Genomic DNA, 22072 nt, shown 5'->3' with positions numbered 1-22072 from the left:
AACGTGCAGCGGGGTGGGCGCGCCGGGGTGTGGCTCCGGTCTCAGCCGGCGGACTCCGTCGGGTCCTCGCCCCGGTCCAGGGCTTTCCACAGGTCCTCGGCGCGGTCGGGGTCGACGGGCGCGGGCCGGGCGGCCGCGGCGGCGCGGGCGCGCACCGGGCGGGCGGCTCCGGGACGGTCGTAGCGGGTGGACATCGCGGGCCAGGACGGTCCGTGGCGCAGCGCGAGCAGCCCGGCGGCGAGCAGCAGCAGCCCGCCGGCGACGGAGACGAAGGGCCAGCCGGTGGCGGTGACGTGCCGGGCGGTGTCGTGCGCGAGACCCGCGGTGGTGGCGGCGGCCTCGTTCACGGCCGCGTGGCTGCCGCGCCGGGCGAGGGCGGACACCACCGTGCCGAGGCCGCTGAGGGCGAGCAGCGCCGAGACGACGTAGCGTCCGGTACGGCGGACGGCGAAGACGGCGACCAGCGAGGCCAGGCCGACGAGCGCGAGGGCGCCGGGCAGCGCGGTGGTGTCGGTGCCGCTGGCGTGCACGGGGAGGTTGGTCTCACCGAAGGCGGCGTAGCCGCGCGACCAGGTCTTGCCGGCGGCGACCAGGACCAGGCCCGCCCCGAGCGCCCCCATGAGCAGCGCGGCCGCGAGGCTGCGCGTCCCGGCGCGCCGCGCGGCCCCGGCGGCGGGCGCGGATGCGGGGGCGGCGGTGGGAGGGGCGGCGGTCTCTTCGGCGGCGGACTGGCGCGGGACGGAGGTCACCCCACCACTATCCCCTGCCGCGGACCGGCTCCGGCGACCGGGGCCCGCCGCGGCGCCGGCCGGACGCACCGGGACGCCACGGCGGCGGGGCCGGGGCGGGAGCCGCGGCCGGCCCCGGCGGCCTCACCGTCCGGGCTGCGGGGAGGGCGTGATGTGGTTGGCGATCGCGACCGCGCGCAGTACCGCCGCCGCCTTGTTGCGGCACTCGGTGTCCTCCGCCTCCGGGTCGGAGTCGGCCACCACGCCCGCACCCGCCTGCACGTAGGCGACGCCGTCGCGCAGCACCGCGGTGCGGATGGCGATCGCGGTGTCGGAGTCCCCGGCGAAGTCCAGGTAGCCGACGCAGCCGCCGTAGACGCCGCGGCGGACGGGCTCCAGCTCCTCGATGATCTGCATGGCGCGCGGCTTCGGCGCACCCGACAGGGTGCCGGCCGGGAAGCACGCGGTGAGCACGTCGAAGGCGGTGCGGTTCTCGGCCACCCGGCCGGTGACGGTCGAGACGATGTGCATGACGTGCGAGTAGCGCTCGATCGCCATGAAGTCGACGACCTCGACGCTGCCCGGCTCGCACACCCGCCCCAGGTCGTTGCGCCCCAGGTCGACGAGCATGAGGTGCTCGGCGCGCTCCTTGGGGTCGGCGAGCAGTTCCTCGGCGAGCGCCGCGTCGGCCTGCGGGGTGGTGCCGCGCGGCCGGGTGCCGGCGATGGGGTGCACCATGGCCTGCCCGTCCGCGACCTTGACGAGCGCCTCGGGGCTGGAGCCGACCACGTCGAAGCCTTCCAGCCGCAGCAGGTACATGTACGGCGAGGGGTTGGTGGTGCGCAGCACCCGGTAGACGTCGAGGGCGCTCGCCCGGCACTCGGTCGTCATCCGCTGCGAGACGACGACCTGGAAGGCCTCGCCCGCGTGGATGCGCTCCTTGATGTCCTCGACCGCGCCCTGGTAGTCCGCGCCGCCGAAGTCCCAGCTGACGGGGAAGTCGACGGAGGCGGGCAGTTCGGCGGGCGGCTGCGGCAGGGCCCGTCCCAGGTCGGCCTGCATCGCGTCGAGGCGGGCGACGGCGTCGGCGTAGGCCTCGTCGACACCGGTGTCCTCGTCGTTGTGGTTGATCGCGTTGGCGATCAGCAGCACGGTGCCGTCCCAGTGGTCGAGCACCGCCAGGTCGGAGGTGAGCAGCATGGTCAGCTCGGGCAGGCCGAGCGGGTCGTGGGTGCTGTCGCCGATGCGCTCCAGGCGGCGCACGATGTCGTAGCCGAGGTAGCCGACCATGCCGCCGGTGAAGGGCGGCATGCCGGCCGTGAGGTCGCGCGGGGTGTGCAGCGCGTCGACGGTGGCGCGCAGCGCCTGGAGCGGGTCGCCGTCGACGGGCACGCCGACCGGCGGGGAGCCGAGCCAGTGGGTCCGCCCGTCGCGTACGGTCAGCGTCGCCGCGGAGCGCACCCCGACGAAGCTGTAGCGGGACCAGGAGCCGCCGCCGGAACCGCCGTTGGAGCTGGTGTCGGCGGATTCCAGCAGGAAGGTGCCGACACGCTCGGCGGCGAGCTTGCGGTAGAGCCCGACCGGGGTGTCGCCGTCCGCGAGGAGGCGGCGGCTGACCGGGATGACGCGGCGGTCGACCGCGAGCTTGCGGAACGTGTCCAGGTCCATGGCCGCAGACCTTACTGGCCCGGTGCGGGCAGCAGGACGTCCGCGTCGAAGCACGTGCGGTCCCCGGTGTGGCAGGCGGCGCCGACCTGGTCGACCCGCACCAGCACGGTGTCGCCGTCGCAGTCCAGCGCGACGGACTTCACGTGCTGCACGTGCCCCGAGGTGTCGCCCTTGGTCCAGTACTCGCCGCGGCTGCGGCTCCAGTACGTGCAGCGGCCGGTGGTCAGGGTGCGGTGCAGCGCCTCGTCGTCCATCCAGCCGAGCATCAGCACCTCACCGGTGTCGTACTGCTGGGCGATGGCGGGCACCAGGCCGTCTGCGGTGCGCTTGAGGCGGGCGGCGACGGCGGGGTCGAGCTGCGACATGCGTCCCATGATGCCGCCGCCCGGGGTGTGGGCGGAAATGGCGTGTCCGGATGCCGGACCGGGTGCGGACGCGGGACGCGGGAGTGGCCGGATCCGTACCCCCGCGCGGAGGTGGAAAACGCGCACCGGCGTCAATAACCGGCAAAGGGGATAAGGAGATTGACTGTAGCCAAGCTGTCGCGGGGTTGTTACTCGCGACCGTCACCCGTATGGGGCATCCTTCCTGCATGGGTTTTCCACCGCCTCCGCACAACGGCCCGCAGCCGCCCCCCGACCAGGGCGGCGGCTTCGGCCCGCCCCAGGGCTTCGGCCCGCCGCCTCCCCCTCCCCCGAACGACGGCTACGGCTACCCGCAGCAGGGCGGCGGCTTCGGCCCGCCCGGGCCCGCCGGACCCCCGGCCCCTCCCGGCGGGGGCTACGGCTACCCCGGTGACGGCGGCTACGGTGGCCCGCCGCAGGGCGGCGGCTTCGGGCAGGGCGGTTACGGGCCGGGCGGCTTCCCGCCGCCTCCGCCGCCCCCGAACAACACCAAGCGCAACGTCTGGATAGCCGTCGGCGCGGTCGCGGTCGTCGCCGCGGTCATCGGTGTCGCGGTCGCCGCGAGCGGCGGCGACGACGGCAAGAAGCCGAGCGCGAAGAACACGACGACGATATCGGTGCCGTCCGTGTCGGACATGCCCTCGGACCTGCCGACCGACATCCCGTCACCGACGTTCAGCCTGCCCACGGACTTCCCGAGCCTCGACCTGCCGACGGACTTCCCCAGCGACGACTCCGACGGGCCGGACCCGTCCGCCTCGGACTCCCAGGACATCGCCTACATCGTGGTCGACCCGGGCAAGTGCTTCAACGCCCCGTCGATGACGCACACCATCGACGAGGTCCAGGTCGTGTCCTGCACGACGCCGCACGACGCGCAGTCGGTCGCCACCAAGACGCTGTCGGGGACCTTCGCCTCCGAGCAGCAGATCCAGGACAAGGCCTTCGACCTGTGCAAGGCCGACGCCAAGGCGCACGCCCCGGCGGACGGCAAGGAGTACTACGAGTACGTGCTCTACCCGCAGTTGGTGACGTACGAGATCCAGGGCCGCAAGACGGTCACCTGCGCGCTCAGCATCAACGACGGCACCAACGGCAAGAAGCTCACCAGGAAGCTGCGGTAGCGCGGCGCACGGCGCAACGCGCCCGGGCGCGGGGAGCGGGCGGGAGCGGCGCCGGGGTTCTAACCTGGCGTCATGACGACCCATGCGCAGCGTGAACGTCTGCTCCTCGCCGACCTGCTGGAGGCGTCCGGCCCCGACGCGCCGACGCTCTGCGGGAACTGGACGACCCGGGACCTGGCCGCCCACGTCGTCGTGCGCGAACGCCGCGGCGACGCGGCGGCCGGCCTGGTCGTGCCGCGGCTCGCGGACCGGCTCGAAAGGGTCCGCCGCGAGTACGCGGAGCGCCCGTACGCCGAGCTGATCCGGCTGATCCGGACGGGGCCGCCGCGGCTGTCGCCCTTCGCCCTCAAGCAGCTGGACGAGGCGTCCAACACCGTGGAGTTCTACGTCCACACCGAGGACGTGCGGCGCGCGCAGCCGCAGTGGACCCCCCGGGAGATCGACCCGGTCTTCGCGGACGCGCTCTGGAAGCGGCTGGAGCGCGCCGCGCGCCTCTTCGGCCGCCGCTCCCCCGTCGGCCTGGTACTGCGCCGCCCGGACGGCCAGACGGTCGTGGCGCACCGCGGCTCGCCCGTCGTGACCGTCACCGGCGAGCCGGCCGAGCTGACGATGTACGCCTTCGGGCGGCAGGCCGTCGCGGACGTCCGCGCCGAGGGCGAGGCGGAGGCGGTGGGCAGGGCGGCGGTCGCCGAGCTCGGCGTCTGAGCGCCCCCGCCGTCACGGGAGTTCGGCGGAGCGCACGGCCGGCAGGAAGGCCGTGAAGGCCCCGCCGAGAGCCGCGAGCAGCGCGCTGGCCAGGAAGACCGGCGAGGGGCCCAGCGCGCCCGCGGCGGCCGCGAAGAGCGGATAGGCCAGGGGGGCGAGGCCGAAGCCGGTCAGGCTCATGACCGAGGTGACCCGGCCGAGGTAGCCGGGTTCGACGGCGGTCTGGACGAGCGCGGTCGCGAGCCCCCCGCAGATTCCGCAGACCAGCCCGGCCACGAAGGCCGTCGCGGCCGCGGCGGTGAGCGCGGGCACGATCCCGATGAGGCCGGTCGCCGCGGCCCCCACCAGCAGCGCGGCGATCTGCACGGCCCCCGCCCGCGGTATCCGCCCGCGGGCCGCCAGCAGCGCCGAGCTCAGGGCGGCGCCGGCGCCGAACGCGGCGATCACCCAGCCGTAGCCGCTCGCGCCCCAGCCGCGCCGCTCGGCGAGCAGCACCATGCCGACGTTCAGCGGCCCGGCCAGGCCCAGTTCGCACAGGGCACCGGACAGCACGAGCGGGCCGACCAGCGGGTGCCGCCGGACGTAGCCGAGGCCGTCGCGCAGCTCCCGCGCCGCGGGCGCCCGTGCGGCCGCCGGCCGCGGGCCGGGGTCGATACGGGTGCCGAGCAGCAGCGGCACGGACACCGCGAACAGCAGCCCGGCCACCAGGAAGGCCGTGCCGGCACCGCCCAGGCCCATGGCGAGCCCGCCCGCGGGCGGCCCGGCGACCTGCCCGAGCCGCACCACGAGCGCGCGCAGGCCCTGGAGCCGGACGAGCTGGTCGGCGGTGGTGATACGCGGCGGCAGGGCGCCCACGGCGGGCATGAACAGGGCGTCCACCACGCCGAAGGCGAGCGCCAGCGCGACCAGCAGCCACATCCCGGGCGACGCCGCCGCGACACCGGCCGCGGCGGCGAGGATCAGCACGCAGCGCACGGCGTCGCTGCCGACGACGACCCGGCGCGGGCCGAAGCGGTCGGCGGCCACTCCCCCGCCGAGCATGAGCAGCGCCCGCGGCACCGCGCCGGCCGCCATGACCAGGCCGACCTGCGCGTCGGGCACGGCCCGGGCCGCGGCGAAGCCGAGGGCGACGAAGTAGACGGAGTCGCCGAGCATCGAGGCGGTGTAGGCGGTGAGCCACCGCAGCACGTTGCCGTCGCGGTGGACGGGCCGGCCGCCGGTCGCGGCGGCCGTCGCGGTCTGTGCCATGGCCGGACTCCTGACGTCGGGAGCGGGGGCTCAGGGGCGGAAGGGGAAGCCGTACATCTGCACCGCGACGTGTTCGCGGCCCGCGGTGTCGCCGGCGTCCTCGGCGGCCCGGCCCCGGTCGGCCCAGCGCTGCATCAGCGCGGTGATCTCGTCGGCCATCTCCTGGAGTTCGGCGGCCGTGAGGAGCGGCATGAACTCGGAGGAGAAGGAGGCGTCGGTCCACTCCCGCCCCCACGCCTGCTGCTGGTCGAGGAAGTGCTCGTAGCGCTCCGCGCGGGTGGCGAGCAGCTGGCGGGTCACCGTGGCGAGGACGGCGGCGCCTTCCGGGCGGTCGGCGAAGTCGGCGCTGCGGAAGGACCAGCCGCGGTCGGTGGAGACCTTCCACCAGCGCTCCCGGCCGTCCGTGCCGTGGCCCGGGTCCTCGGTGATGAAGCCGTGCGCGGCCATCTTCCGCAGGTGGTAGCTGACCAGCGAGACGGCCTCGTCGACCTGGTCGGCCAGATGCGAGGCGGTGGCGCTGCGGGCGGTGAAGAGGGCCCGGTAGAGGCGGATCCGCAGGGGGTGGGTGAAGACCTTGAGCGCGTCGAGGTCGGTGATCCGGTACGTGTCGGCGGGGGTGCTGTCCTGGTCGCTCACCCTTCCGAGGCTAGATACGAAAAAAATATTGCGCAACTGTATTTGTGCAACTTTTCTTTCTCGTCCGACCGCGCCCCTCCGCCCCCGGCGGCAGGGCAGGATGCCGCCATGTCCCTCGACGGCACCCGCGCACACCTCAGCGGCCCCGGCGACCTGCCGCCCCTCGTGGAGCGCGCGGCCCGGACCGCGACCCGGCTGGACTTCCCCTATTCCTGCCGCCCCGAGCAGGGCCGGCTGCTGCAAGCGCTCGCCGCGGGCGCGCGGCGCATCGGCGAGACCGGAACCGGCTGCGGGGTGGGCCTGGCCTGGCTCGTCTCCGGCATGCGGGGCGGCGCCACCGCCGTGAGCGTCGAGCAGGACGCGGGCCGCGCGCAGGCGGCGGCGGAGCTCTTCGCGCCGCTCTCGCCCGCGGTCACCGTGCGGCGGGGCGACTGGACGGCGATCGCCGCGGACGGCCCCTTCGACCTGCTCGTCCTCGACGGCGGCGGCCAGGCCAAGGGCGGAGCCGCCGCCGACCCGCTGTCCCTGCTCACCCCGGGCGGTGTCCTGGTCATCGACGACTTCACGCCCTCGCGCGGCGCCCCGCCCGTCCACGACGGCGTCCCGGACACGGCCCGCCTGCACTGGCTGGAGCACCCGGCGCTGCGCACGGTGGAGATCCCGCTGGCCCCCGACCTGGCAACGCTGGTCTGCACCCGGACCGGCGGCTGAGCGCTACCGGACGGGGTGGCCCGCCTCCCGCAGCGCCGACTTGACCTCGGGAATGCGCAGGTCGCCGAAGTGGAAGACGGACGCCGCGAGCACCGCGTCCGCGCCCGCCGCGACGGCCGGCGCGAAGTCGCCGAGGCGGCCCGCGCCGCCGGAAGCGATCACCGGCACCGACACCCGGGCGCGGACCGCAGCGATCATCTCCGTGTCGTAGCCGTCCTTCGTGCCGTCGGCGTCCATCGAATTGAGCAGGATCTCGCCCGCGCCCAGTTCGGCGGCCCGCTCGGCCCACTCGATCGCGTCGATGCCCGTGCCCTTCCGGCCGCCGTGCGTGGTGACCTCGAAGCCCTCGCCGGAGGCGGTCCGCCGGGCGTCCACCGACAGCACGAGCACCTGGCGCCCGAAGCGCTCGGCGATCTCCCGCAGCAGCTCGGGCCGCGCGATGGCCGCGGTGTTGACGCCGACCTTGTCGGCGCCGGCCCGCAGCAGCTTGTCGACGTCGTCGGCGCTGCGCACCCCGCCGCCCACGGTGAGCGGGATGAAGACCTGCTCGGCGGTGCGGCGCACCACGTCGTAGGTGGTCTCGCGGTCGCCGGAGGAGGCGGTGATGTCGAGGAAGGTCAGCTCGTCGGCGCCCTGGGCGTCGTAGAGGCGGGCCATTTCGACGGGGTCGCCGGCGTCACGCAGGTTCTGGAAGTTGACGCCCTTGACGACCCGTCCACCGTCCACGTCCAGACAGGGGATGACGCGTACGGCGAGTGTCATGCGGGATCTCCTGGGTCTTCCGGTTCTTCTCGTTCCGCGCGGCCTGCGCGGTCCTCCCGCGGTGCGCGGAACGCTTCGATTTCCACTTCCACCAGCACCCGGGAGTCCGTGAAGCCGGCCACCACCAGCATCGTGGCCGCCGGGCGGACCGCGCCGAGCACCTCGGCGTGGGCGCGGCCCACGTCGTCGGCGTCCCGGGCATGGCTCAGGTACAGCCGCGTGCGGACGACGCTCTCCGCCCCCAGGCCGAAGGGTTCGAGCGCGGCGAGCGCGTTGCGCAGCGCCAGCAGCGCCTGCTCGTACGGGCTGCCCTCGCCGCGCACCTCGCCGTCGACGACCGGCAGGGTGCCGGACACCAGGACCCTGTCCCCCGCGGCGACGGCGTGCGCGAAACCGTACGCCTCCTCCAGAGGATCGCCGGACTGCTCACGCCGTACTGCGGGTTCGGGGGTCATCGCGACACAGCCTCCAGGGCCTCTTCGAGCGTGAACGCCTTCGCGTAGAGTGCCTTTCCCACGATCGCGCCTTCCACGCCCTGCGGGACGAGCGAGGCCAGAGCGCGCAGGTCGTCCAGGCTGCTCACACCGCCGGACGCGACGACCGGGCGGTCGGTGGCCGCGCACACGCCGGACAGCAGCTCCAGGTTGGGGCCCTGGAGCGTGCCGTCCTTGTTGATGTCGGTCACGACGTAGCGGGCGCAGCCCTCGGAGTCCAGGCGGGCCAGCGTCTCGTAGAGGTCGCCGCCGTCGCGCGTCCAGCCGCGGCCGCGCAGGGTGGTGCCGCGTACGTCGAGGCCCACCGCGATCTTGTCGCCGTGCTGCGCGATGACCTTGGCGACCCACTCCGGGGACTCCAGCGCCGCGGTGCCCAGGTTGACGCGCGTGCAGCCGGTGGCGAGGGCCGCGGCGAGCGTGTCGTCGTCGCGGATGCCGCCGGACAGCTCGACCTTGATGTCCATGCTGCGGGCGACCTCGGCGATCTGCGCCCGGTTGTCCCCGGTGCCGAAGGCCGCGTCGAGGTCCACCAGGTGCAGCCACTCCGCGCCCGCGCTCTGCCAGGCGAGCGCGGCGGTCAGCGGATCGCCGTACGACGTCTCGGAGCCGGACTCGCCGTGCACGAGGCGTACGGCCTGGCCGTCGCGGACGTCGACGGCGGGGAGCAGTTCGAGCGTGGGCAGCGTGGGCGGCGTGGTCATCGGGCAGCGTCCTCGGGTGATGGGTGAGCGGTGGCTCCGGGCGGCGGCGCCGGGCCTAGAAGGTTCCGAGCCAGTTGCGCAGCAGCTGCGCACCGGCGTCGCCGGACTTCTCCGGATGGAACTGCGTGGCCCACAGCGGCCCGTTCTCCACCGCGGCGACGAACGGCTCGCCGTGCGTGGACCAGGTCACCTGCGGGCTGCGGATGCGGTCGTTGCGCTCGTCCATCTCCCAGCGGCGCACCGCGTAGGAGTGCACGAAGTAGAAGCGGGTGTCGGCGTCCGTGCCGGCGAACAGCCGGGAGTCCCCGGGGGCCTTCACGGTGTTCCAGCCCATGTGCGGGACGACGGGTGCCCGCAGCGGCTCGACCGTACCGGGCCACTCGTCGAGGCCCTCGGTCTCCACACCGTGCTCGATACCGCGGGCGAAGAGGATCTGCATGCCGACGCAGATGCCCATCACGGGCCGCCCGCCGGCCAGCCGCCGGTCCACGATCCAGTCGCCGCGCACCGCCTTCAGCCCGGCCATGCACGCCGCGAAGGCGCCCACGCCCGGCACCAGCAGCCCGTCGGCGGCCATCGCCCTGTCGAAGTCCGCGGTGATCTCGACGTCGGCCCCGGCGTGCGCGAGGGCGCGCTCGGCGGAGCGGATGTTGCCGAAGCCGTAGTCCAGGACGACCACGCTCTTGCTTGCCACGCTCACCCCTCAGATCTGGAGCAGACCGGCGACCAGCGACATCGCCGAGCCGATGGCCATCAGCACGATCAGGCTCCTCGACTGCTTCTGCTGCCAGAACGAGTAGACGCCTCCCGCAAGGAAGAGCCCCAGCAGCAGGAAGAGATACGACCCCTTGTTCACAGCGCGCCCTTCGTCGACGGCAGGATTCCCGCCGCCCGCGGGTCACGCTCGCTGGCGTACCGCAGGGCGCGGGCGAGGGCCTTGAACTGGCACTCGACGATGTGGTGCGCGTTGCGCCCGTAGGGCACGTGGACGTGCAGCGCGATCTGCGCCTGGGCGACGAAGGACTCCAGGATGTGCCGGGTCATCGTGGTGTCGTACGAGCCGATCATCGGCGCCATGTTCTCCGGCTCGGTGTGCACCAGGTACGGGCGGCCGGAGAGGTCGACCGTGACCTGCGCGAGCGACTCGTCGAGCGGGACGGTGCAGTTGCCGAAGCGGTAGATGCCCACCTTGTCGCCGAGCGCCTGCCTGAAGGCGGCACCGAGCGCGAGGGCGGTGTCCTCGATGGTGTGGTGGGTGTCGATGTGCAGGTCGCCCTCGGTCTTGACCGACAGGTCGAACAGTCCGTGCCGGCCGAGCTGGTCGAGCATGTGGTCGTAGAAACCGACGCCGGTGGACACGGACACCTGCCCGGTGCCGTCCAGGTCGAGCTCGACGACCACCGAGGTCTCCTTGGTGGTGCGCTCGATGCGGCCCACGCGGCTCATGCGCGTCTCCTCCGTCATGCTGTGTGCTCCTTGAAGACCGCGCGCGCCGCGTCGAGGAACGCGTCGTTCTCGGCCGGGGTGCCGACCGAGACCCGCAGCCGGCCGGGCACCGAGAGGTCCCGGACCAGCACGCCGTGCGCGAGGATCGCCTCCCAGGCGGCGCGGTTGTCGGCGAAGATCCCGAACTGCACGAAATTCGCGTCCGACGCGGTGACGTCGTAGCCGGTCGCGACCAGCTCGCGCACGAGCCGGTCCCGCTCGGCCTTGAGCTGCTCGACGTAGCCGAGCAGCGTGTCGGTGTGCTCCAGCGCGGCGAGCGCGGTGGCCTGGGTCACGGCCGACAGGTGGTAGGGCAGCCGGACGAGCTGCACCGCGTCCACCACCGCCGGGTCGGCGGCGAGGTAGCCGAGCCGCAGTCCGGCGGCGCCGAAGGCCTTGGACATCGTACGGGTCAGCACCAGCTGGGGACGGCCCTCGATGAGCGGCAGCAGCGACGGCTGGTGCGAGAACTCGCCGTACGCCTCGTCGACCACGACCAGCGACGGGCCCGCGGCCTGCGCCGCGTCGTACAGCGCCACGACGGTCTCGGCGGAGACCGCCGTGCCGGTCGGGTTGTTGGGCGAGCACACGAACACCACCTCGGGGCGGCGCTCGGCGATCTCCGCGACGGCTGCGGCGACGTCGATCGTGAAGTCGTCACCGCGCGGTCCGGAGATCCAGCCGGTGCCGGTGCCGCGGGAGATCAGCGCGTGCATCGAGTACGACGGCTCGAAGCCGACCGCCCGGCGGCCGGGGCCGCCGAAGGTCTGCAGCAGCTGCTGGATGATCTCGTTGGAGCCGTTGGCCGCCCACACCTGCTCCGCGGTCACCGCGTGGCCCGCGGTCCGGGTGAGGTACGCCGCGAGCGCGGTGCGCAGCTCGACCGCGTCCCGGTCCGGGTAGCGGTTGAGGCCGCGGGCGGCCTCGGCGACGCGCTCGGCGATCCGGGCGACGAGGGCGTCGGGCAGCGGGTACGGGTTCTCGTTCGTGTTGAGCCGCACCGGCACGTCGAGCTGCGGCGCGCCGTACGGGGACTTGCCGCGCAGCTCGTCGCGGATGGGCAGATCGTCGATACGGGTGCTGCGGGTCATGCCTGCGCACCCCCGAACCTGATCTGCACCGCGGCGCCGTGCGCCGGCAGGTCCTCGGCGTTCGCGAGCGTCACGACGTGGTCGGCGACACCGGCCAGGGCGTCGCGGGAGTAGTCGACGACGTGGATGCCGCGCAGGAAGGACTGCACGGACAGGCCCGACGAGTGGCAGGCGCAGCCGCCGGTGGGCAGCACGTGGTTGGACCCGGCGCAGTAGTCGCCGAGCGAGACGGGGGCGTGCGGGCCGACGAAGACCGCGCCCGCGTTGCGCACCCGGGCGGCCACGGCAGCCGCGTCCCGGGTCTGGATCTCCAGGTGCTCGGCGGCGTAGGCGTCGACCACCTCCAGCCCCTGGGCGAGCGTGTCGACCAGCACGGTCGCGGACTGCCGGCCGGACAGCGCGGCCGTGATCCGCTCGCGGTGCCGCGCGGCGGCGACCTGCGCGTCCAGCTCCTTGTCGACCGCGTCGGCCAGCTCCGCGGAGGTGCTGACCAGCACCGCGGCGGCCAGCGGGTCGTGCTCGGCCTGGCTGATCAGGTCGGCGGCGACGAAGGCGGGGTCCGCGGAGTCGTCGGCGAGGATCGCGATCTCGGTGGGCCCGGCCTCGGCGTCGATGCCGATCCGGCCCTTGAGCAGCCGCTTGGCGGCGGCCACGTAGATGTTGCCGGGGCCGGTGACCAGGTCGACCGGGCGGCAGTCCTCGGTGCCGTACGCGAACATCGCCACGGCCTGGGCGCCGCCCGCCGCGTACACCTCGGTGACGCCGAGCAGCGCGCACGCCGCCAGGATCGTCGGGTGCGGCAGGCCGCCGAACTCCTTCTGCGCGGGCGAGGACACCGCGATGCCCTCGACGCCCGCCTCCTGGGCCGGCACCACGTTCATCACCACGGAGGACGGGTAGACGGCGATGCCGCCGGGCACGTACAGCCCGACCCGCCGCACCGGCACCCACCGCTCGGTGACCGAGCCGCCGGGCACGACCTGCGTCGTGACGTCGGTGCGCCGCTGCTCGTGGTGCACCAGGCGGGCCCGCCGGATCGACTCCTCCAGCGCCGCCCGCACCGCCGGGTCCAGCTCCGCCAGCGCGTCCGCGAGCGCCTGCGCCGGCACCCGCAGCGCGTCGGGGCGCACCCCGTCGAAGCGCTCCCCGAAGTCGAGCACCGCCGCCGAGCCGCGATGCCGTACGTCGTCGCAGATGGGCCGCACAGCCTCGAGGGCGGCCTCCACGTCGAAGTCGGCACGGGGCAGCAGGTCGCGGTCGATCCCGCCCTCGGGGAAGGCGGCGCCGCGCAGATCGATTCGGGAGATCACGCTGCCAAGTGTAGAGACCCGGACACGTGCCCTGGTCGCGCCATCCACTCCGTGATACGGCCGGTCCCGCCCCCGGCCGGTCGGCGCTAGCGTGAGCGCGTCGGGCTACGGGGAGGGGACGCCGGTGAGTGACGCCGCGCGCGGGGCGGGGGCGCCGCCGGAGTGGACGGCCGTCGAACAGCGCATGTGGGAGGCCTTCCGGCAGGGCCGCACCCTGGACCTGCGCACCGGGGACCCCGCACAGGACGACCCCCTCGACGGCCCCGCGTGGGGCGCCGACCGTACGGTACGGGGGCAGGCCGTCGCCGAGCTGCTGCTCGACGGGCCCCCGGCCGCGCCCGGCCGGGTCGCCGCGCTCAAGCTCGCCGGGGTGCGGGTGAGCGGGCGGCTGATGCTCTCGGGTGCCACCGTCACGCCCTACGTCCAGCTCGACGACTGCCGCTTCGACGAGCAGCTGATGCTCCAGGAGTGCCGGGCCGGCAGCATGCGGCTGGTGCGCTGCCGCATCCCGCGGCTGGAGGCGGCCCGGCTCCAGATCAGCGGCGACCTGCACCTGCCACAGTGCCGGATCACCGGCGGCGTGCGGCTGACCGACGCGCACATCGGCACCGACCTGCTGCTCAACGGGGCCGCCGTCCGCCCCGGCCGCTCCCCGCGCGCCGTCGCCGCCGACGGGCTCACCGTCGGGCAGGACCTGGAAGCCGAGCTCGTCGACGTCACCGGCGAGCTGAGCCTGCGCAGCGCCCGGATCGGCGGCCGCCTCAGCCTGCGCGGGGCGAGGCTGCGCAACCCCGGCGGGCGGCAGGCCCTCAACGCCGCCCGCATCACCGTCGAGCACACCCTCTACCTCTCCGGCGGGCGGCTGCCCGGCGCCGGGCCCTCCGAACCGGAGATCCGCGACTTCACCTGCCACGGCGGCCTGCGCCTCGACGACGGGCGTTTCGGCAACGCCCTCGTCATCTCCCGGGCCCGCTTCCTGTCCTCCACCGCCGAGCAGCAGGTCTCGCTCCGGCGCATCCAGACCCCCGAGCTGTGCTGGCGGCTGCGCCGGGCCCCGGACTGCACCGTCGCCGTCTCCGGCACGGTCGGCAAGCTCAACGACTCCCCCGGCGCGTGGCCCGGCCCCGGCCGGGTGCGCATCACCAGCTTCACGTACGACACCCTCACCCCGCTCGCCGAGTTCCCGCTGCGCGCCCGCCTGGAATGGCTCCAGGCGGCCACCCCCGAATTCCGCCCCGAACCCTACGAGCGCCTCGCCGCCGCCCTGCGCACCGCGGGCGAGGACGCCGAGGCCCGCGAGGTGCTGCTCGCCCGCCAGCGCCGCCGCCGCGAGACGCTCCCGCTCGCCGGGCGCGTCTGGGGCTGGATCCAGGACGTGACGGTCGGCTACGGCTACCGGCCCGGCCGCGCCGCCGTCTGGATGGCCCTGCTGTGGGCCCTGGGCGCGCTCTACTTCGGCCTCCACAGGGCCCCGCAGCCCGCCGACGCCGGCGGCTACCGCCCCCACTGGAGCCCGCCCCTCTACGCCCTCGACCTCCTGCTGCCCGTGATCGACCTCGGCCAGGACAACGCCTGGCGCGAAGCGGGCTCCGCCCAGTGGGTCGCGTCGGCCCTCACCCTCCTCGGCTGGATGCTCGCCACGACCGCCGCCGCGGGGGCGAGCCGCCTGCTGCGCCGCGGCACCTGACCGCGGCGGGCGGCCGGCGGGTCGTACGCGCGGTTCCCGGCGCCCCTGACGGCCGCCCCGCGGCGCGGGCGCGGCGGGAGGGTCAGGAGGAGGCCGGGCTCTCCCGGGTGGTGAAGGTCAGGCGGTCGTCGGCGGCGTCGACGGTGACACCGCCGCCCTCGCCGACCCGGCCGTCGAGGAGCAGGCGGGACAGCCGGTTGTCCACCTCGCGCTGGATGGTCCGCCGCAGCGGCCTCGCCCCGTACTCCGGCTGGTAGCCGCGCCGCGCGAGCCAGTCCACCGCGGCGGGGGTGAAGTCCACCCCGACGCCCTGGGCGCGCATGAGCCGCCGGGTCTGCTCCAGCAGCAGGTCCGTGATCTGCCGCAGCTGCTCCGCGTCGAGCTGGCGGAAGACGACGATCTCGTCGATCCGGTTGAGGAACTCCGGCCGGAAGTGCTCCCGCAGCGGCCGCAGGATCTGCTCGCGCCGGGCCTCCTCGTCGGCGTCCGCGCCGCCGCCGAAGCCGATCGCGGCCCCGCGCCGGGCGATCGCCTCGGAGCCGAGGTTGCTGGTCATGACGACGACGGTGTTGGTGAAGTCCACGGTGCGGCCCTGGGAGTCGGTGAGCCGGCCGTCGTCGAGCACCTGGAGCAGGATGTTGAAGACGTCCGGGTGCGCCTTCTCGACCTCGTCGAGCAGCAGCAGCGAGTAGGGGTGCCGCCGTACGGTCTCGGTGAGCTGCCCGGCCTCCTCGTGGCCGACGTATCCGGGCGGGGCGCCGACCAGCCGGCTGACGGTGTGCCGCTCCTGGTACTCGCTCATGTCCAGCCGGACCATCCGGTCCTCCTCGCCGAACAGCGCCTCGGCGAGCGCGCGGGCCAGCTCGGTCTTGCCGACGCCGGTCGGGCCCAGGAAGAGGAAGCTGCCGATCGGGCGGTCCGGGCTGCCGAGGCCCGCGCGCGAGCGCAGCACCGCGTCGGCGACCACCGACACCGCCTCGTCCTGGCCGACCACCCGCCGGTGCAGGTGCTCGGCCAGGCCGAGCAGCCGGTCCTTCTCCTCCTGCGTGATGCTGCTGACCGGGATGCCGGTCTGCCGCGAGACGACCTCGGCGACGGCCTCCGGGGTCACCTCCAGGTCCTGGCCCTCGTCGGCCCGCCCGTCGTCCCCGGCCTCGGCGATCCGCCGCTTCAGCTCGGCGAGGCGGTCGCGCAGCTGCGTGGCCCGCTCGTACTGCTCGTCGGCGACGGCCTGGTCCTTGTCCCGCGCCAGCTGCTCGGCCTCGCGCTCCATGGCCCGTACGCCGGTGCCCTTGGTGCGCGACCGCAGCCGTACCCGGGCGCCCGCCTGGTCGATGAGGTCGATGGCCTTGTCCGGCAGCCGCCGGTCGGTCAGGTAGCGGTCGGACAGCTCGACGGCGGCGTCGAGCGCCTCGTCGGTGTAGCGGACCTGGTGGTGCGCCTCGTAGCGGTCGCGCAGCCCGCGCAGGATCTCCAGGGTGTCGGCGACGGACGGCTCGGGGACCAGGATCGGCTGGAAGCGGCGGGCGAGCGCCGCGTCCTTCTCGATCCGGCGGTACTCCTCCAGCGTGGTGGCGCCCACGATGTGCAGCTCGCCGCGGGCGAGGGCCGGCTTGAGGATGTTCCCGGCGTCCATGGAGCCGCCCTCTGCGCCCCCGCCGCCCGCGCCGACGACGGTGTGCAGCTCGTCGATGAAGATGACCAGTTCGTCGGAATGGGCGCGGATCTCGCCCACGATGGCGTTCATCCGCTCCTCGAAGTCGCCGCGGTAACGGGTGCCCGCGACGACCGCGGTCAGGTCCAGTGCGACGACCCGGCGGCCGGCGAGCGTGTCCGGCACGTCCCCGTCCGCGATGTGCTGCGCGAGGCCCTCGACGACGGCGGTCTTGCCGACGCCCGCGTCGCCGATCAGCACCGGGTTGTTCTTGCCGCGCCGCGACAGCACCTCGATGGTCTGCTCGATCTCCTGGTCGCGCCCGATCACCGGGTCGATACGCCCCTGCCGCGCCTGCTCGGTGAGGTCCCGCCCGTACTGGTCGAGGGTCGGCGTACCGGAGGGGCCGCCGCCGGGCTGCCCCTGCGTCCGCGTCCCGCCCGCGGGCGCCGCGCCGGCGCCCTGCTCGGAGGGCAGGCCGGCGGCGGCGAGCCGGGCGGCGTTGAGCATGTGCCCGGCGGCCGATTCCGGGTTGGCGGCGAGCGCGCCCAGCAGGTGCTCGGGCCCGATGTAGCCGGCGCCCGAGGCCCGCGCCAGCTCGTGGGCGTCCAGCAGCGCGCGCTTGGCGGCGGGCGTCAGCGACAGCGCGGCGGGCGCGGAGTCGTCCGGCTCGTGCGGGGGCCCGGAGCGCTCGTCGATCTGCGAGGCCAGCGCGTCCGGATCGGCGCCCGCCCGGCTGAGCATGTCCCGGGTCGGCTCGGCCGCGAGCGCCGCGCGCAGCAGGTGCTCGGTGTCCAGGTCCCGCCGGCCGTGGTCGGCCGCGTACTGCGCGGCGCCCTCCACCAGCTCCCGGGCGGGCCGGCTGAGCAGCCTGCTGATGTCGACCTGCCGGGGAGCGGGCGGGCGGCCGCCGAAGAAGCGGGCGAAGAAGTCGCCGAAGGGATCGTCCTCGGGGCCCATGAATCCGTTGGTCATCGTGGTTTCCCTCGCTGGCCCGTACGGGCCCTCGCCGCCGTGGCCGCCCGGCGCGGCAGCGCGTGCCGGCACCGGGCTGACACCTGACTCCCCGCCGCGTACCCGGGCGGGGCGTCCTCATGCCACGATGACATTCCGTGGCTGTCCCGGCATATCGGGCCGGCGGGGACGTCCGTGCGGGACGCGCCCTCCGCGTCAGCGCCGCCCGCGGGGGGCCGGGGTCCGCCCGGCCGGCACGGCGTGCGCGGTCCCGCGCCCGGCGCGGCCCGGCGGCGCGACAGGAGCCCCAGCCGTCCCGCCCGCCCCCCGGGAAGCCGTCCCGCGGAACAGGGGAGCGCGGGGGCGGCCCGCCCCCGTACGCTGGCTCATTGTGACCGACAGGATTCCGCTCTTCCCCCTGGGCACCACCCTCTTCCCGGGCCTCGTCCTCCCGCTGAACGTCTTCGAGGACCGCTACCGCGCCCTTGTCGCCGATCTGCTGGCCCTGCCGGAAGGCACCCCGCGGAGGTTCGGCGTCGTCGCGATCAGGAACGGCCAGGAGGTCGCGCCCACCGGCCAGGAGGGCCGCGCGACCGGTGCGGCCGCCGGACTGGGCGCCGAACCCCTCGCCGCGCTGTACGGCGTCGGCTGCATCGCCGACGCGACCGGCGTCGCCGAGCGGGACGGCGGCGGCTACGAGCTCGTCGCCACCGGCCTCATCCGCTTCAAGCTCCTCTCCCTCGACCTGAGCGGGCCGTACCTCACCGCGGAGATCGAGGAGATCCCGGAGACCACGGGCCGGGGCGCGGGCCCCCTCGCCTCGGAGGTCACCCGGGTCTTCGGCACCTACCAGAAGCGCCTGGCGGGCGCCCGCGAGCGCACCCTCTCGCCGGGCCAGGAATTCCCCGACGACCCCACCGTCCTCTCCTACCTGGTCGCCGCCGCGCTCATCGCCGAGACGCCCGTCAAACAGGCGCTGCTGGAGGAGCCGGACTCCGCCGCCCGGCTCTCCGCCGAGCTGCGGCTGCTGCGCCGCGAGACCGCGGTGATCGAGAAGCTCCCGTCGCTGCCCGCGGTCGACCTGACCAGCCAGCCGATCAGCGCGAACTGAGGGGACGATGGCGAAGAAACGCAAGGGCGCGCCCGGCGGCGGGACCCCCGCGACGGTCGCGCTGGAGAAGGCCGGCGCGGATTTCACCCTCCACGCGTACGAGCACGACCCCGCCTCGGGCCTGTCCTACGGCGAGGAGGCCGCACAGGCGCTCGGCACCGGCCCGGAGCGCGTGTTCAAGACCCTCGTCGCCGAGGTCGACGGGGCGCTGACCGTCGCCGTGGTGCCCGTCGCGGGGGCGCTCGACCTCAAGGCGCTCGCCTCGGCGGCCGGCGGCAAACGCGCGGCGATGGCGGACCCCGCCGCGGCCGAGCGCACGACCGGCTACGTCCGGGGCGGCATCTCCCCGCTGGGCCAGCGCCGCCCCCTCCCCACCGTCCTGGACGCCTCCGCCCTCGGCTTCCCCACGATCTTCGTCTCGGCGGGCAAGCGCGGCCTCGAGGTCGAGCTCGCGCCCGCCGTCCTCCTCGCCCTGACCTCGGGGGTCCCGTCCCCCATCGCCCGCGGCTGAGCGATCGCCGCGCGGGGCCGGCCGGTGACCGGCCACCGGCGCCCCGGCGGACGCCCGCCGCAGCGGCCCTACTCCTGCTCCGGCCCCGGCGGAGGGGGCGGAGTGGCGGGGCCCGACGCCGCCGGGGGGCCCGCGGGAGGCGCCCAGTACGGGGTGAAGGGCTTCTCGGACGGAAGAGGCTCCGGGGTGTCCCGGGGACCGAAGGCCGAGGTCAGGAGCAGGTGGACGACCATCGCCGCCGCCGGCCAGGCGACGAGCGCGGACTTCGCCCGCAGTTCGAGGGGCGCGTCGAAGACCACCTTCGGCCCCACCCGCATCGCGTGCGCGGCGATGTTCGTGTCGGGCCCGAGCCACACGCCGATGCGCCAGCCGATGACGGACGCCAGCACCCCGCCCGCCGCGAGGCCGAGGACGACGCCGATCCCGCCCTGCCGCCGGCGCCAGAAGACCACGGCGCCGGTGAGCAGGCCCAGGCCCGCGGCGATGAGCGCGAAGGTGCCGTCGCCGCCGATCGCCTCCTCGCCCTCGGTGTCCTTGAGGTAGACCGCCTTGCCGTCGGAGACGAGCGGCACCCGCGGCGACAGCCACAGCCACAGCAGGCCGAGCGCGACACCGCAGACGGCCACGAGCACCGCGGTGAGCACGCCCCGGCCCGTCTCCGCGAGCGCCTCCTTCCGGAGGTCACCGCTCTTGCCGGGGCCGCCGTCCGCACCGGGGTGGCGCGGCAGGGGCGACGAGTGGTCGTGGGGAGTCAGCGGAGCGGTCACCTGCCCATCGTGCCAGGTCCGTACGGACGACGCCTCACCGGCAGGCGGCCCTGCGGTAGGCCCAGGTGGCGACGGCCAGCGAGACGACGCCGACCCCGGCGCACACCGAGAGGTCACCGGCGACCGCCGCCCAGTCCGTACCGCCGGCGCCGCCGAGGGTACGGGCGAAGGCCTGCACGCCGTACGTGGAGGGCAGCAGGTCGCGCAGCCAGCGGATGACCTCGGGCAGGTGCGAGGCGGGCAGCACACCGAGCAGCAGCGCGGCGGACATGCCGAGCTGGCCGAACAGCGTCGCGATCTCCTGCCGCGGCGCGAGCAGCCCGAGCGCGGCGCCCAGCCCGGACAGGGCGGCGCCCGCGAGCGGGATCACGACGGCGAGCACCCACACGGTCGTCAGGGTCAGGTGGAAGAGCACGCACCCGGCGACCGCGGTGAGCACCGTGCCGGGCACGGTGAAGGACGCGTACGCCCCGGCCGCCCCGAGCACCACCGAGGCGGGCGGCACGGGCAGGGTCGCGTAGTGGTCCAGCCCGCCCGACGCCCGCAGCTGCCCGAAGTACTGGGCGAGCAGGTTGAGCGCGACGAACGCCACGACCAGGACGCTGGACCCGGCGACGACCGCACGGGCCGCCTCCCCGTCACCCGCGTCCACGACCCCCCGCATCATGACCATGATGCCGACGGACTGGAAGGTCGCGACGAACAGCAGCGGGATACGGGCGACACGCGCCCGCGACAGCTGCGCCCGGTAGACGGCCCCGAGAGCGGGCCACAACCGCGCCCGCGGCGCGAGCGGCGCCGGCGCGGCCGCACCCGGCTCCTCCTCGGCCCCGCCCTGGGCGACGACGCCCACTCCGCCCCGCGGCGGCACGGGCAGCTCCTCGCCGCTCATGACTTCACCAGGCCCTTCGCACGGCCGCCCAGGGCCAGGTAGACGTCTTCGAGGCTGGGTGCCGCCAGGGTGATGTCGTCGAGGGCCGCGTAGGCGGGCCCGGCCGTCAGGTCGGCCATCGCCGCACGGGCCCGGCCGTGCGGCAGGCGCAGCGTCCAGCGGCGGCCGGAGACGTCGGCGAGCGGCTGGAGCGCGGCGACCGAGGGCAGGTCGAGCGGCGGCTCGGTGCGCCACACCAGATCGAGCCGCGCCTCGTCCGCGACCAGCGCCCGCAGCCCCGCCGGGGTGTCGCAGGCGATGACCCGGCCGCGGTCGAGGACCGCGACCCGGTCGAGGACGGTCTCCGCCTCGATGACGTTGTGCGTCACCAGCAGCACGGTGGTGCCGCGCTCGGTCCTGCGGCGGCCGACCGCCGCCCACACCGCGCGGCGCGCCACCGGGTCCATACCGGTGGTCGGCTCGTCGAGGATCAGCACCGGCCGCTCCCCCACGAGCGTCGCGGCGAAGCACGCCAGGCGGCGCTGGCCGCCGGACAGCCGCTTCACGGGGCGGTCGGCGATCGGCCCGAGCTCCAGCTCGTCCAGCACGGCGTCCCTGGCCGCCCGCGCGGCCGGGGCGTCCAGCCCGCGCAGCCGCCCCGTCGTCTCGGCGGCGAGCGAGACGGTCAGCTCGTCCAGCGCGGTCGACTCCTGGCCGAGGTAGCCGATGAGCCGGGCGGCGCGGTCCGGGTGCCGCACGAGGTCGTGCCCGAGCACGTCGATACTGCCCGCGTCCGGGCGCAACAGCCCCGTGAGCTGCCGCACCAGCGTGGTCTTGCCGGCCCCGTTCGGCCCGAGGATCCCGAACAGCTCCCCCCGGCGCACGTCGAGATCGACCCCGTCGCTCGCCCGCACCGACCCGCCCGCCGCGGCCGGCCTCCGCCGCCACCCGGTACGACGCGCCCCGGCCCCCCCGGGGTAGGTCCTCACCAGACCGCGCACGCTGCACACCACGCCGCGAGCCGCGGCTGCCGCGGGGGGCGCCTCGTCCTCCGTGCCCGTCTTCACGAACACCGAGATTACGCGGCACGGCCCGCATCCGCCGCAACGGGGTTGCCCCCGCCCTCCCCGCCCCCCACCCCGGGGCCCCGCGCCGCGTCGCGCGCTGCCCGCCCCGGAACGCGTGAGCGGCTTCCCCGCCACGCTCGGGCGGTCCCCACCTGCCACGGGACGTCCGGCCACCCCACCGCGGGTGCCCGCGCCTGGCGGCGCCGCGCTCGGGCGGTGCCAATTGCCGGTACATGGGCGGCTGCCCCGCCGCCGGGGGGACGCTTCGGGCGGTGCCCGCCCGGGGGCCGTGGGCGGCTTGCCCGCCGCGGGGGTGCCCGCGCCTGGCGGCGCGGGGTGTTCCCACCCCCACCACCCGTGCAGATACGACGTCGGCTGACGGC

The 22072-nt window shown here is 75.2% G+C and carries 23 protein-coding genes; 6 read left to right on the top strand and 17 right to left on the bottom strand.

Going from position 1 to position 22072, the window contains the following annotated elements; genetic code table 11:
- Window positions 1-41: 41 nt before the first annotated feature.
- The 3 genes from ACH4SE_RS25615 to hisI all read right to left on the bottom strand — a co-directional run bounded on the left by ACH4SE_RS25615 (window position 42) and on the right by hisI (window position 2770).
- On the bottom strand, window positions 42-749 hold the full coding sequence (locus ACH4SE_RS25615; protein WP_398545813.1) for a TIGR02234 family membrane protein: 708 nt from the start codon (window positions 747-749) through the stop codon (window positions 42-44).
- A 123-nt stretch (window positions 750-872) separates the two neighbouring features.
- Window positions 873-2396 (bottom strand): anthranilate synthase component I, encoded by a 1524-nt coding sequence (locus ACH4SE_RS25610; protein WP_398545812.1) that lies wholly within the window; start codon window positions 2394-2396, stop codon window positions 873-875.
- An 11-nt stretch (window positions 2397-2407) separates the two neighbouring features.
- Window positions 2408-2770: a phosphoribosyl-AMP cyclohydrolase gene (gene hisI / locus ACH4SE_RS25605; RefSeq protein WP_398545811.1), complete on the bottom strand. Its 363-nt coding sequence runs from the start codon at window positions 2768-2770 to the stop codon at window positions 2408-2410.
- Between the two features lie 218 nt (window positions 2771-2988).
- Between hisI and ACH4SE_RS25600 the strand changes: the two genes are divergently transcribed.
- Together ACH4SE_RS25600 and ACH4SE_RS25595 are read left to right on the top strand one after the other, a co-directional pair.
- A complete protein-coding gene (locus ACH4SE_RS25600; RefSeq protein WP_398545810.1) occupies window positions 2989-3924 on the top strand; it encodes a hypothetical protein in 936 nt (311 codons plus the stop codon).
- A 72-nt stretch (window positions 3925-3996) separates the two neighbouring features.
- A complete protein-coding gene (locus ACH4SE_RS25595; protein ID WP_398545809.1) occupies window positions 3997-4629 on the top strand; it encodes a TIGR03085 family metal-binding protein in 633 nt (210 codons plus the stop codon).
- A 12-nt stretch (window positions 4630-4641) separates the two neighbouring features.
- On the opposite strand, the gene ACH4SE_RS25590 is transcribed toward ACH4SE_RS25595, so the two are convergent.
- Together ACH4SE_RS25590 and ACH4SE_RS25585 are read right to left on the bottom strand one after the other, a co-directional pair.
- A complete protein-coding gene (locus ACH4SE_RS25590; protein WP_398545808.1) occupies window positions 4642-5877 on the bottom strand; it encodes an MFS transporter in 1236 nt (411 codons plus the stop codon).
- Between the two features lie 30 nt (window positions 5878-5907).
- Window positions 5908-6513, bottom strand: coding sequence for a helix-turn-helix domain-containing protein (locus ACH4SE_RS25585; protein WP_398545807.1), 606 nt, complete (start codon window positions 6511-6513; stop codon window positions 5908-5910).
- Window positions 6514-6621: 108 nt separating this feature from the next.
- Here ACH4SE_RS25585 and ACH4SE_RS25580 point away from each other — a divergent pair, with 108 nt between their 5' ends.
- On the top strand, window positions 6622-7224 hold the full coding sequence (locus tag ACH4SE_RS25580; protein ID WP_398545806.1) for an O-methyltransferase: 603 nt from the start codon (window positions 6622-6624) through the stop codon (window positions 7222-7224).
- A 3-nt stretch (window positions 7225-7227) separates the two neighbouring features.
- On the opposite strand, the gene hisF is transcribed toward ACH4SE_RS25580, so the two are convergent.
- The 8 genes from hisF to hisD form a co-directional block, all read right to left on the bottom strand.
- Complete coding sequence (gene hisF / locus ACH4SE_RS25575; RefSeq protein ID WP_398545805.1) at window positions 7228-7986, bottom strand: imidazole glycerol phosphate synthase subunit HisF; 759 nt, start codon at window positions 7984-7986, stop codon at window positions 7228-7230.
- Window positions 7983-8441 (bottom strand): Rid family hydrolase, encoded by a 459-nt coding sequence (locus tag ACH4SE_RS25570; RefSeq protein ID WP_398545804.1) that lies wholly within the window; start codon window positions 8439-8441, stop codon window positions 7983-7985. Before ACH4SE_RS25570 ends, hisF begins: the two co-directional genes overlap by 4 nt.
- On the bottom strand, window positions 8438-9163 hold the full coding sequence (gene priA / locus ACH4SE_RS25565) for a bifunctional 1-(5-phosphoribosyl)-5-((5-phosphoribosylamino)methylideneamino)imidazole-4-carboxamide isomerase/phosphoribosylanthranilate isomerase PriA (RefSeq protein WP_398545990.1): 726 nt from the start codon (window positions 9161-9163) through the stop codon (window positions 8438-8440). Before priA ends, ACH4SE_RS25570 begins: the two co-directional genes overlap by 4 nt.
- Window positions 9164-9236: 73 nt before the next feature.
- Window positions 9237-9881, bottom strand: coding sequence for an imidazole glycerol phosphate synthase subunit HisH (hisH, locus tag ACH4SE_RS25560; protein ID WP_398545803.1), 645 nt, complete (start codon window positions 9879-9881; stop codon window positions 9237-9239).
- Window positions 9882-9884: 3 nt separating this feature from the next.
- Complete coding sequence (locus ACH4SE_RS25555; protein WP_398545802.1) at window positions 9885-10037, bottom strand: hypothetical protein; 153 nt, start codon at window positions 10035-10037, stop codon at window positions 9885-9887.
- Complete coding sequence (gene hisB, locus ACH4SE_RS25550; RefSeq protein WP_398545989.1) at window positions 10034-10627, bottom strand: imidazoleglycerol-phosphate dehydratase HisB; 594 nt, start codon at window positions 10625-10627, stop codon at window positions 10034-10036. Before hisB ends, ACH4SE_RS25555 begins: the two co-directional genes overlap by 4 nt.
- Before the next feature lie 14 nt (window positions 10628-10641).
- On the bottom strand, window positions 10642-11757 hold the full coding sequence (locus tag ACH4SE_RS25545; protein WP_398545801.1) for a histidinol-phosphate transaminase: 1116 nt from the start codon (window positions 11755-11757) through the stop codon (window positions 10642-10644).
- The gene (gene hisD, locus ACH4SE_RS25540; RefSeq protein WP_398545800.1) at window positions 11754-13067 is read right to left on the bottom strand and encodes a histidinol dehydrogenase; all 1314 of its coding nucleotides are present in this window, start codon (window positions 13065-13067) and stop codon (window positions 11754-11756) included. The genes ACH4SE_RS25545 and hisD overlap by 4 nt, the downstream gene beginning before the upstream one ends.
- A gap of 184 nt (window positions 13068-13251) precedes the next feature.
- Between hisD and ACH4SE_RS25535 the strand changes: the two genes are divergently transcribed.
- On the top strand, window positions 13252-14754 hold the full coding sequence (locus tag ACH4SE_RS25535) for an oxidoreductase (protein ID WP_398545988.1): 1503 nt from the start codon (window positions 13252-13254) through the stop codon (window positions 14752-14754).
- Window positions 14755-14836: 82 nt separating this feature from the next.
- Here the strand turns inward: ACH4SE_RS25535 and ACH4SE_RS25530 are convergent, their stop codons facing one another.
- A complete protein-coding gene (locus ACH4SE_RS25530; RefSeq protein ID WP_398545799.1) occupies window positions 14837-17383 on the bottom strand; it encodes an ATP-dependent Clp protease ATP-binding subunit in 2547 nt (848 codons plus the stop codon).
- A gap of 367 nt (window positions 17384-17750) precedes the next feature.
- Between ACH4SE_RS25530 and ACH4SE_RS25525 the strand changes: the two genes are divergently transcribed.
- Window positions 17751-18473 (top strand): LON peptidase substrate-binding domain-containing protein, encoded by a 723-nt coding sequence (locus tag ACH4SE_RS25525; RefSeq protein ID WP_398545987.1) that lies wholly within the window; start codon window positions 17751-17753, stop codon window positions 18471-18473.
- A gap of 7 nt (window positions 18474-18480) precedes the next feature.
- A complete protein-coding gene (ybaK, locus tag ACH4SE_RS25520; RefSeq protein WP_398545798.1) occupies window positions 18481-18984 on the top strand; it encodes a Cys-tRNA(Pro) deacylase in 504 nt (167 codons plus the stop codon).
- Between the two features lie 68 nt (window positions 18985-19052).
- Here ybaK and ACH4SE_RS25515 read toward each other — a convergent pair whose 3' ends face one another.
- Genes ACH4SE_RS25515 through ACH4SE_RS25505 form a run of 3 tightly spaced genes read right to left on the bottom strand, consistent with a single transcriptional unit; the run spans window position 19053 to window position 21689 of the window.
- A complete protein-coding gene (locus ACH4SE_RS25515; RefSeq protein WP_398545797.1) occupies window positions 19053-19751 on the bottom strand; it encodes an LPXTG cell wall anchor domain-containing protein in 699 nt (232 codons plus the stop codon).
- A gap of 34 nt (window positions 19752-19785) precedes the next feature.
- Complete coding sequence (locus ACH4SE_RS25510; protein ID WP_398545796.1) at window positions 19786-20643, bottom strand: ABC transporter permease; 858 nt, start codon at window positions 20641-20643, stop codon at window positions 19786-19788.
- A complete protein-coding gene (locus ACH4SE_RS25505) occupies window positions 20640-21689 on the bottom strand; it encodes an ABC transporter ATP-binding protein (protein ID WP_398545795.1) in 1050 nt (349 codons plus the stop codon). The genes ACH4SE_RS25510 and ACH4SE_RS25505 overlap by 4 nt, the downstream gene beginning before the upstream one ends.
- Window positions 21690-22072: the final 383 nt, after the last annotated feature.

Source organism: Streptomyces sp. NPDC020983 (assembly GCF_044333485.1).
In the GTDB taxonomy this organism is placed as follows: Bacteria; Actinomycetota; Actinomycetes; order Streptomycetales; family Streptomycetaceae; genus Actinacidiphila.
This window is presented reverse-complemented; position numbering and strand designations above follow the sequence as displayed.

Coding starts and splice junctions, on each gene's coding strand:
- hisB (WP_398545989.1), bottom strand. CDS start 10,627: ATGAGCCGCGTGGGCCGCATCGAGCGCACCACCAAGGAGACCTCGGTG.
- ACH4SE_RS25600 (WP_398545810.1), top strand. CDS start 2,989: ATGGGTTTTCCACCGCCTCCGCACAACGGCCCGCAGCCGCCCCCCGAC.
- ACH4SE_RS25530 (WP_398545799.1), bottom strand. CDS start 17,383: ATGACCAACGGATTCATGGGCCCCGAGGACGATCCCTTCGGCGACTTC.
- ACH4SE_RS25535 (WP_398545988.1), top strand. CDS start 13,252: ATGTGGGAGGCCTTCCGGCAGGGCCGCACCCTGGACCTGCGCACCGGG.
- ybaK (WP_398545798.1), top strand. CDS start 18,481: ATGGCGAAGAAACGCAAGGGCGCGCCCGGCGGCGGGACCCCCGCGACG.
- hisF (WP_398545805.1), bottom strand. CDS start 7,986: ATGACACTCGCCGTACGCGTCATCCCCTGTCTGGACGTGGACGGTGGA.
- hisI (WP_398545811.1), bottom strand. CDS start 2,770: ATGGGACGCATGTCGCAGCTCGACCCCGCCGTCGCCGCCCGCCTCAAG.
- ACH4SE_RS25510 (WP_398545796.1), bottom strand. CDS start 20,643: ATGAGCGGCGAGGAGCTGCCCGTGCCGCCGCGGGGCGGAGTGGGCGTC.
- ACH4SE_RS25610 (WP_398545812.1), bottom strand. CDS start 2,396: ATGGACCTGGACACGTTCCGCAAGCTCGCGGTCGACCGCCGCGTCATC.
- ACH4SE_RS25595 (WP_398545809.1), top strand. CDS start 3,997: ATGACGACCCATGCGCAGCGTGAACGTCTGCTCCTCGCCGACCTGCTG.
- ACH4SE_RS25545 (WP_398545801.1), bottom strand. CDS start 11,757: ATGACCCGCAGCACCCGTATCGACGATCTGCCCATCCGCGACGAGCTG.
- ACH4SE_RS25580 (WP_398545806.1), top strand. CDS start 6,622: ATGTCCCTCGACGGCACCCGCGCACACCTCAGCGGCCCCGGCGACCTG.
- ACH4SE_RS25570 (WP_398545804.1), bottom strand. CDS start 8,441: ATGACCCCCGAACCCGCAGTACGGCGTGAGCAGTCCGGCGATCCTCTG.
- ACH4SE_RS25590 (WP_398545808.1), bottom strand. CDS start 5,877: ATGGCACAGACCGCGACGGCCGCCGCGACCGGCGGCCGGCCCGTCCAC.